Annotated in this window: 6 protein-coding genes; 5 read left to right on the forward strand and 1 reads right to left on the reverse strand. The window is 59.6% G+C overall.

Going from position 1 to position 9,646, the window contains the following annotated elements; genetic code table 11:
• The first annotated feature begins 264 nt into the window (after window positions 1-264).
• From ACW9I6_RS16445 to ACW9I6_RS16455, 3 genes are all read left to right on the forward strand, one after another.
• Window positions 265-3,831 carry a hypothetical protein gene (locus ACW9I6_RS16445; protein WP_457339539.1) on the forward strand — a complete coding sequence of 1,189 codons (3,567 nt, stop codon included), beginning with the start codon at window positions 265-267 and terminating at the stop codon, window positions 3,829-3,831.
• A 216-nt stretch (window positions 3,832-4,047) separates the two neighbouring features.
• A complete protein-coding gene (locus ACW9I6_RS16450) occupies window positions 4,048-4,407 on the forward strand; it encodes a response regulator (protein WP_003217574.1) in 360 nt (119 codons plus the stop codon).
• Between the two features lie 234 nt (window positions 4,408-4,641).
• On the forward strand, window positions 4,642-6,042 hold the full coding sequence (locus ACW9I6_RS16455; RefSeq protein ID WP_003217572.1) for a DUF1254 domain-containing protein: 1,401 nt from the start codon (window positions 4,642-4,644) through the stop codon (window positions 6,040-6,042).
• Between the two features lie 30 nt (window positions 6,043-6,072).
• Here ACW9I6_RS16455 and ACW9I6_RS16460 read toward each other — a convergent pair whose 3' ends face one another.
• The gene (locus ACW9I6_RS16460; protein ID WP_102369048.1) at window positions 6,073-6,744 is read right to left on the reverse strand and encodes a DUF3313 domain-containing protein; all 672 of its coding nucleotides are present in this window, start codon (window positions 6,742-6,744) and stop codon (window positions 6,073-6,075) included.
• Between the two features lie 197 nt (window positions 6,745-6,941).
• Here ACW9I6_RS16460 and ACW9I6_RS16465 point away from each other — a divergent pair, with 197 nt between their 5' ends.
• Both ACW9I6_RS16465 and ACW9I6_RS16470 read left to right on the forward strand, forming a co-directional pair.
• A complete protein-coding gene (locus tag ACW9I6_RS16465; RefSeq protein ID WP_457339540.1) occupies window positions 6,942-8,765 on the forward strand; it encodes a serine hydrolase domain-containing protein in 1,824 nt (607 codons plus the stop codon).
• A gap of 6 nt (window positions 8,766-8,771) precedes the next feature.
• Window positions 8,772-9,575 carry a MipA/OmpV family protein gene (locus ACW9I6_RS16470; RefSeq protein ID WP_003217565.1) on the forward strand — a complete coding sequence of 268 codons (804 nt, stop codon included), beginning with the start codon at window positions 8,772-8,774 and terminating at the stop codon, window positions 9,573-9,575.
• Window positions 9,576-9,646: the final 71 nt, after the last annotated feature.

The following is a 9,646-nucleotide window of genomic DNA, read 5'->3' on the forward strand; positions in this document are numbered from 1 at the left end:
ATACGGAAAAACGAGGAGTTTGCCCCAAAGTTGCGCCTGAGCGCTATTTTTCTGCTACCCGTAGCGACATGGATTACATAACCCATTGATAAATAGACGAATGGATGTGTTTTTAACACTCGGCAATTGACTTTCCTTCTTACATGGGAACCGAAGTGAGCCTGGAACGTTGTGTGTGGGCCGCCCCACCCAAAGGGGTGCCGTGGGGAACAGGGAACCTCCCCGGAAAAGGCGCGTATCTCCTAATAAAACAGGTACCCACCGATGCAAAATGTCAGCAACCTCTCCGTGCAACAGCCTGCGCCCCAATTCTTTTCCTCCCCTGCTTCCGGGGCATCGTCCCTGAGCCCCCTGCCAGCCACGCCCCCTGCCGTTGCAGCAGCGCCAGCATCAGCCGCCAGCCGCTCCGATGTGCTGAAACAGCCCATGGCCGACCGGCAGAACTGGCAGAACCTGCTGGACGCCATCAACCTCGCAGCCCCAGCCCTGCAAGACTACGACACCGCCCCCTATGTACAGTCCGTCCTGAAGCTCACACAAATGGCCATTCATCCTGACTCGTCCCATCACAACACCCTGGACATGGGGACCAGGGTCAACCAAAGCCTGGAGGCATTCCTGAATGCCAACGGGGTGCCTCTGCCAACCTCCAAGGCCGAGTTGCTCAAGCTGAAACTGGAAGCGATCGTCAGGATCGCCGCCCACCCTTTCGGTGACCTGGGCGGTGCCTTGTCCTGGCCTGCACCGCTGGACCAGAACCAGCAAACTCAGTTGCGCCTGCTTGCGATGAACCACGCCCACCACCTCGGCGATCAGCCGCAAGTCACGCAGACAAAGAGCGTCCTGGACTTTCTCGCGTACCAGAATCCCATTCCTGTGGCCGCCTTGAACGACCCGGCGAAGATCCTCGAGTTTCTTTTAAGCTCGCCCGAAGGCCAACTGATGGGCCAGGCCCTGCAGCGCGGGCTCAATGGTATCGAGACCAAGAACAGCCATTACGACTACCTGCTGGCCGCCATCAGTGCACAGATGGATCCCGAGTCAGTCCAGGCGCCTCAACGGAACAAACTGGCCGGTTTCGACGTGGCCAGTGAAGAACATTGGGGCAAGCCGGCCTCTGCCATCGTCAACGGGCTGAGCGCACACCTGTCGAGCGAGGGCAGAACGAGCCCCGAGATGGCCCAGGCGGGTGCTTACGTATTGCTGGCAAGAACAGCCCCGGAGTTCCTGATCAAAGACATCCCGGCCAGCGTGACCTATGGCAGCCCGGCCTGGGTCAACCTGGCGGTTGCGGCGGCGTCGATTGAAGCGCAGTCGCCGGGCTCGGTACCGAACATGACTTTCGCCCAAGTGATGCTCAAGGCCGAAAGCGCTGCACTCGCCGAGCCCGCCGTGACCCAAAGCGCACAGAGGGCAGCGCTGATTGATTGGGCCGTGGCCAACGGCGTTATCAGCAAACAACCCAACGATGCCTACAGCCCCGACCAGCTGGAAGCGATACGCGTCGAGTTCACTCAGCAGGTGGATGAACGCATGAAGGCCTCCACCCTGCTGGAGACCGATATCCCGAGCCGCAAGGCCATTGCACTGGCCCAGCTCAAAGAGCGATTTGGCGAGGATGTGCCGTTTGAAAAAAAGGCCCTGACGGTGAAGGACACCCGCCAACAACAGTTTGGCGTACCGCTTTACGACCCAAACCGCGCACCTGCGGGCCTGCATTCGTTGCTGGACATCGCCATGAGTGGCTTGGGCGATTACACCTGGGAATCCAAGGATCCAGACATCACCCAGGCACTGGAAGGCCAGTCGCTCAAGTTCGACGTAAACGCGACATTTCAAAAGCAGTTTGAAGCGTCGATCAAGTCGTTGAACGACGGGGTTGCCACCACCGTAAAGCACCTGATCGCCAGCCTGCCGCTGGAAGATCGAAAAAACATCGAGCAGGGCAACCTCACTTTTTACCAGCCCTCTGTTTATCAATTGGGCCCAAACCTGGTCACCTCGCTTTTCAAACCGATTAAAAATGAGCTGCTGATACAGGTAGAGGGTGGCACGGAACCTGTTACCTATAGGCTGGACATAAAAAACGGCAGCATCAAAAAAGTAACGCCCCAGGATTTCTCTGCGAGTACCTGGGAACTGGCGATCGAGGAAAACAGAATAAAAAAATTCGACGCATCAGAGGCCAGTGAGCCCGAGCGCTCAGCCAGTACAGACACGAACCCACTGCCTCCCAACAGCTTTGCCACCGCCCGTACCCAGTACATCGCGGAGGCATTTGTCGAAAACCTCGACCTGGGCAACGAGGATGTCGTCAAGCAAGCCAAAGGCGCCACGACCTACGACAAGCAAATGGAAACCGAGTTGAAGGTGACCCATTTCTTCCTCGACCTCATTCCCTTCAAGTCAGCGATTGCCAACTTTACCAAGGGTAATTACCTGGAGGGGGCGATTGACCTCCAGCTGGACCTGCTGGGCTTTGTCAGCCTGGGTTCGTCCAAAGCGGCACAGGCGGGCACAAAAGCCCTCAGTGCAGGCGCCAAGGCGCTGAATGTTGCCAAAAAGATCGGTGTCGCCACCATCGGCGCCTTGAACCCGGTGGGCGGCTTGGGCGATTTGCTTCTGGGAGGCGCAGGACTGATTAACCGGGGCGGCAAGTTTGTAGTCGAAAAAAGCATTAACGGGCTAAACAAACTCAAGGGGGCAGCCGGCAGCCATGACCTGTTGAAAGCCGCCGGCAAGGAACATGGCGTCGCGGCAATCGGCACCATCAAGCTGGCGGATCAAACCGTCGAAGCCTCCGCTGTATTGAACAAGGGCGAATGGTACGCGTACGACGCCCTCAAGAAACAACCCTATGGCCCACCGCTGAAGGGGTTCACGCCACAGACCGTGTCGGTCCAGGACAACGTTGAAAGCTTCTGGGAGTACTTTGTCGGAGGGCCGGCCACCAAGGCGCAAAACACACCCTCCAAGCAATTATCCAACTCATTCAAGGCTACGCAGGAACACGCCAGAACAACGAGCCACGATGCGTATATGCGTGGCTATAACAACGGGGTAGTGGATGACATCCCGGGCTACTCGGGCTCCATGGATATCGCAGAGCTCATGGAACTGGCACTTAAGCCGAATCGAAGCCCCGAAGAAATCGGCGCCCTGGCACAGTCAATAGGCAAAAAGCGATCAGAAGTCGGCCTTAAAAACTATGAGTTCTACAAAGCCGAAATTGAGCGCATCCCCGGCATCAAGCTCCGGGGCATGCCCCAGAATTTCTATTTGAGCCAGGTGGACACGGTGACCGGAGGCGAATGTGGCGTGTTAGCCAACGCAATGGCCTACGCCGTGTCCGTTGGAAAACAGGACGAGTACATCGACAAGCTTTTCATTGCAGCGGCAACCAAGGAAACCAACCCGAAATCGGCGAGGTTCATCAAGGACATGAGCGAAGCCCAGGATCACTTCAGAAAGCGACCGCACTCGGCTGAAGTCGTCACGCAAAAGTCCTATCAGGCCATCATCGATGACCTGGCCAACGCGACGACGTCCAAGACACTCATCATCGCCACGCCCGTCCACGCGATGACAGCGGGAGTGATCGTGGAAGGCGGCACGCGAAAATGGTTCTATTTCGACCCCAATTTCGGATTGGTCAATTTTCCGACCGAGGACGCCATGAAGAAAGGAATGAAGGAATCGCTGGCCAATAGTAAGACGCCGCTCATCCCGGGAGCGTTTGGGACGCCGACAAACCCGGAATATACGGTCAGCACCTTCAAGGCAAGCGAGAACCAGAGCCGGGTCCATGGGTTGGTGTACGGATCCCTTTAACCGATAAAACCGGCAGCTTGAGACCATGGCCGGGGCTTGCTGGTTGTTCCAGCAAGCCCCTGGCAAGTGAGTGGCGGTGATACGCGACATTTGTAGCCGTTACCGGCACAATGTTTTGCTTATCTGGGGAACTTGCCGGGACCGACAATACTCAGGATGAAAACGGTCTTCCCATCGCCCAAGACCTGCCCCTTCCACTGTTCGGGAACCTCCACTATGTCAGCCGCCCCCTCCACCATCCTTGTAGTCGAAGACGACGCCATCGTGCGCATGTTGATCGTCGATGTCCTCGAAGAGCTGGAGTACCAAGTGCTTGAAGCGGCCGATGCCGAAGAAGCCTTGAAAATTGTTCAAGACACCGACCAGACCATCGACCTGATGATGACCGACGTCGGCCTGCCGGACATGGACGGCAAGCAACTGGCCCTCAAGGCCCGTGAAATACGCCCCGCCCTGCCCATCCTGTTCGCCAGCGGTTATGCCGAAAATATCGATTCGCCAGCCGACATGCAGGTGATCGGCAAGCCGTTCTCGATTGATCAGTTGCGTGACAAGGTCAAGTCCATACTGCCTTGACTGCCCCCCGATGCCGCCTTTCACAGGCGGCACTTGATCTCGTTGATGTCAACTGATCGATAGATCTTTGCGTTGAACCTCACGTGCCAAAAGACTTCCCGAGCAACTGAGTGCAAACTCTGCCTGACACGCAAAGGTTCAGCTAGTTGCGACTGTACGCGCCCACCGGAGCCTGCTTTTATAACAGCTGAAAAACTCGACGACATCCGACTGACTCAGTAAGGACGCAACAACATGATTCGAACACCGACGCGCCTGCTGTTGGCGAGCCTCTCGATTTTCATGAGTACCGGCGCCTGGGCCGATTTCACCGCCACGCCGAGTGAAGCCCGGGCCATCGCCAAGGAAGCCTATCTTTATGGCTTCCCGGTGGTGGAGATGTACAAGACTCTCTACACCCAGGCTGTCGACAAGACCGGGGCGAACTTCAAGGCGCCGTTCAACCACATCGGGAACACCGCGCAGGCGATAACCCCTAAAGATACAGCGATCCCCACCCCCAACCCGGACACGCCCAACTCCTTTGTCTGGCTCGATCTGCGGGCCGAGCCCGTGGTGTTGACCCTGCCCAGGATCGAAGACAACCGCTACTACGCCGTGCAGTTGGTCGACCTCTATACGCAGAACTTCGGCTATCTGGGCACCCGCAGCACCGGTAACAACGGTGGCCACTACATGATTGCCGGCCCGGGCTGGAAAGGCCAGCAGCCAACCGATATCGACCGCGTCGTGTACAGCGAAAGCAACATCGCCTACGCCCTGTACCGCACTCAATTGTTCGATGAAAAGGACTTGGGCAAAGTCAGACAGATCCAGGGCGGCTATAAGGTCCAGACCCTGAGCAGCTACGTGAAGCAGCCCAAACCCATCAAGCCGCCGAAAATTGCCTGGCCCAAGCCTACGCCGAACATGAGCGACAGCGTGCACCTGTTCCGCTATCTGAACTTCATGCTGGCCTACGCAGCACCGCAGGACAGTGAGAAAGACGTGCTCGCGCGTTTTGCCAGGATCGGCGTCGAGGCGGGTAAACCGTTCGACCTCAAGGCCCTGACGGTTGAGCAACGCAAAGCGCTGGATGACGGCATCGCCGACGGCAAAGCCGAGTATGCAGCCTTCAAAAAAGACAAGATCGATACCCATCAAGTATCCAGTGCAGACCTGTTCGGCAATCGCGACCACCTTCAAAACAACTACCTGTACCGCTACGCTGGCGCCAACCTGCACCTGTTTGGCAACTCCGGCGATGAAACGGCCTACCTGCGCTACTCCGTGGACAGCGAGGGCAAACCCGCCAACGGCGCACGCCACAGCTACACCCTGCACTTCGCCAAGGACCAGTTGCCACCGACCGACGCATTCTGGTCACTGACCATGTACAACGCCAAGACCAATCTGCTGACCCCAAACCTGAAGAAGCGCTACGTGCTCACGTCGGGGATGTTGCCCAACTTCAAGCTCGACGCCGATGGCGGCCTGACGCTGTTGGTCGCGCACCACGAGCCACCGAAGGCGGAACAAAGCAACTGGCTGCCAGCACCACCCGGCCCGTTCTATGCCCTATTGCGCATTTACCTGCCCAAGCCTGAAGTGGGTAACGGGCAATGGAAGCAGCCACCGCTCACACCGATCAAATAGCACCCGCTCAAGTCGCGCACCGTTTGAGGCTTAGCCCTTTTTAAGCTTCAAAAACGATTGATGCAGGTCCGACGCCCAGCCGTCGATGACGCTTTTCACGTCATCGGCTTTCATCACCTGGGAGTCGTTTGCCAACGGTTTACCGGTGCCTTTGCGCACGACTTGGGCGACCACCTTGCCACTGGCACCGTCGAGGAATTGGGCTTCGGTGCCCAAGGTGGTTTCCTGGTCACGAATCCCGGCGCCCGTGCTGACCGTGGCGACCACCAGGGCGACAGGAATGTACTCATAGGGCTTGAGACTTTCGGTCTTGCTGCTGACGGCAGTGATCGCCGCGCGCACCACGATCACGCCCGGGCCTGGTCCGTCGGCCAGAGGCAAGGACTTTTCCAGTTCGCGCTTGAGCGCCTGGCTGTAGTAGGTGCTGATGCCCTGCAAGGTGCTTTCAGGGATCCTGGTGCTGGCTTGCGGCTTGGGGTAGAACTGGGTGGGCTCGATGTACACCGCGTTATAGCGGCTCAGACTCAGGTTGGGGTCCACCCAACGCATCACCTGCGCGCCCGATGGCGACTTGGCTTCCTTGAGGTTGCTGTAGTCTGAGAGAAACCCGGAGTATTCGTCCGGCTGCGTCACCTTGCTGGAACACCCCATCACCCCGATCGTGGCAATACACACGGTGCTGATCATTATTCCCAGTTTCATCGCGAGACTCCTTGGCTGACGTTGAGGAAGCGTTGAGCATTAGGTATAGCTGATGCTGGAGCTGCGGCAATGGAGCAAACCCGCTAGGGGCGGCCTGTATTAACAGTCTTTGACAGTTTCCCGACAAAGCTCACAAAGACTCATCGACGGCCCGCCCCTAGCATTCGAGCATCCAAACCACCCCTCGGGTGCTCATCATGTTTCGCACATTGCGCAGTATTCCGCTGCTGGGTTGCCTGCTGGGCAGCCTCGGCTGCCACGGCCAGCCGCCGGCCCCGCCGCCCATTCCCAAGGGCGACTACAGCGCAATCATCCGCTACCTGCAAAAACGCATTCCCAGCGAAATGGCCAGGCAAAACATACCCGGCCTGTCCATCGCCCTGGTCAACGGCCAGGAACTGATCTGGGCCCAGGGCTTTGGCCTGGCCGACAAGGCCCTGGGCAAACCCGTCACCCCCAACACCGCGTTCCGCGCCGGCGCCCTCTCCAAACTGCTGACCGCCACCGTCGCCCTGCAACTGGTGGAGCAACAGCGCCTGGCCCTCGACGCCCCGATCCAGGACACGCTGCGGGAGTTCTACGTACGCTCGCGCTTTCATTCCGACCAGGCTGCCGCCGACCGCGACATCACCCTGCGCCGCCTGCTCAGCCACCAGTCCGGCCTGCCCAGCGAACACCTGCGGGACGTGCGCAACACCTTCGCCATGGGCCAGATGCCGATGCGTATTTCAGGGGTTTGGCTGAGCACGCCACCGGGGACCCAGGTGGCCTATTCCAACCTCGGCTACGCCCTGGTCGGCGCCGCCATCGAACGCAGCAGTCGGCAGGATTTCGAAACCCGACTGCAAAGCAGCCTGCTCAAGCCCCTGGAGATGAACCAGTCGAGCTTCGTCGGCACCGGCGCGCAACCGGGCTTTCGCGCCCGGGGTTATGCAGACGGCACCGTCAGCGCCGACGCCCAGGTGCGCGACCTTGCGGCCGGTGGCTTGTGGAGCAGCCCCAAGGACCTCAGCCACTACGTGCGTATGCTCTTCGCCCGGGGCCTCTATAAAGACAGACAGGTACTGGGCAGCCAGTCGATTGACGAGATGTTCAGCCAGCAAAACACCGGCAACGCCCTGGACTTCGACTGCCAGATGGGCCTGGGGTGGTTTCTCGCCCCTTGCGGCGATGAGCCGGTGGGCCCCGGCATTCGCACCTTCCAGCACAGCGGTGGCGGAGATGATTTCGCGGCGCAACTGACGATGCTGCCGGACCAGCAACTGGCCGTGATCGTGATGGCCAACGACAGCAACGCCGAAGAGATGGTGGTGTCCCTGACCACCGACACCCTGCGCCTGATGCTCCAGGCCCAGACCGGCGACCCGGTGTGTGCCGACAACTGCCAGGCGCCCGCCCACGGCCTGAAAATCCGCCAGGTGCCCGCCGCGATCGACCGCAGGCGCCTGGCGGGTTTCTACGCCACGGCCTGGGGTGTCTTCCGTATCAAGGACGAAAACGGCCAGCTGTATGGCGAGTTGGCCGACACCCGTTTCGAACTGCTGCGCGACGGCCAGGGCTGGCTGCGGGCACAACAGAAATTCCTCGGCTTCTGGCTCAAGGACCTCGGCGAACTGGGCCGTGTGCAGCTGGATGTGGTAACGGTGCAAGGGCGCCAGATGCTCACCGCCCGCAGCCACGGCCAACGCGTCCCGGTGGGCGAACGCATCGAACAGACCCCGCTGAGCAATGCCTGGGCCGACACCATCGGTACCTATCAAGTGCTCAACACCCATGAGCCCGACGCGCCCCTGAGCGGCATCAGCGTGCGCCTGGAGAACGGCTTCCTGGTGATCCGCGGTCAACTGCACGACGAGCCGCTGACCGACTACATCCTGCTGCCCGTGGACAACGCCCATGCGGTGCTGGCCGGCAACGGCTATGGCCTGGGCGATACCGTGAGTCGCCAGGTCAACGGCCTGAGCGCCTCCGGCTACCACTTCAAACGTACCGATTCTCCCCACAACCCCTTGAGTCTCTGACCTCACATGAAGACCATCATGCGTTCAAAACACCTCTGCCTGTCCCTGACGTCGCTGTGCTTGCTTGCAAGCGCCGACACCCTGCTGGCCGACGACTGGGAATACACCCTCAAGGCCGGCGTGGCCAACCTGCCCCGCTACAGCGGCAGCGACGAGCGAGTCACCGCGCCGGTGCTGGGGGCGGCCATCGTCAGCCCGTGGGGGATTTTCCTCGACACCGACAAGGGCCTGGGCTGGGGTTATGACGGCGGCGGTGCGAGCTTCAGCGCCTACGTCGGCGCCAGCGGCTCACGCAAGGACGAAAGCAAGACCGGGCGCCCGGGCTCGAAGAAACTCAAGGGCATGGGCGAGATCAAGACTCGCCCCCAGGTGGGTGTCAGTGGCAGCTATAACCTGGGCGGAGTGATTCTCGGCGCAACCCTGGAGCATGCGCTTGAGGAAGATGATCACAAGGATTCCGGCAAGGCGTTCACCCACCTGGAGCTGAGCCTGGGCACCAACCTGTACGACGGCGACTACGGTTCGCTGGATGCCAGCCTCAGCAGCCATTTTGGCGACAGCAACTACCTGCAGACCTGGTACGGCGTGACCACCGGCCAGGCCGCACAGAGTCGCTTCAAGGCCTACAAGGCCAGCGGCGGCAACATCAGCAACGGGATGAATCTGGTGTGGAGCTTGCCGATCAGCGAGCACACACAGTTTTCGACGCTGTTGGATGTGCAGTACCTGGCAGACAAGGCCGGGCAAAGCCCGATTGTGGAGAGACGCTTGCAGACGTCGGTGATGGGGATGGTCGAGTACACGTTCTAACTTTGGTAACCCAATCAAAATGTGGGAGCGGGCTTGCTCGCGAAGGCGGTGTTTCAGTCAATGTATCCGGC

The sequence above is a fragment of the Pseudomonas sp. SDO5522_S412 genome, assembly GCF_054071215.1.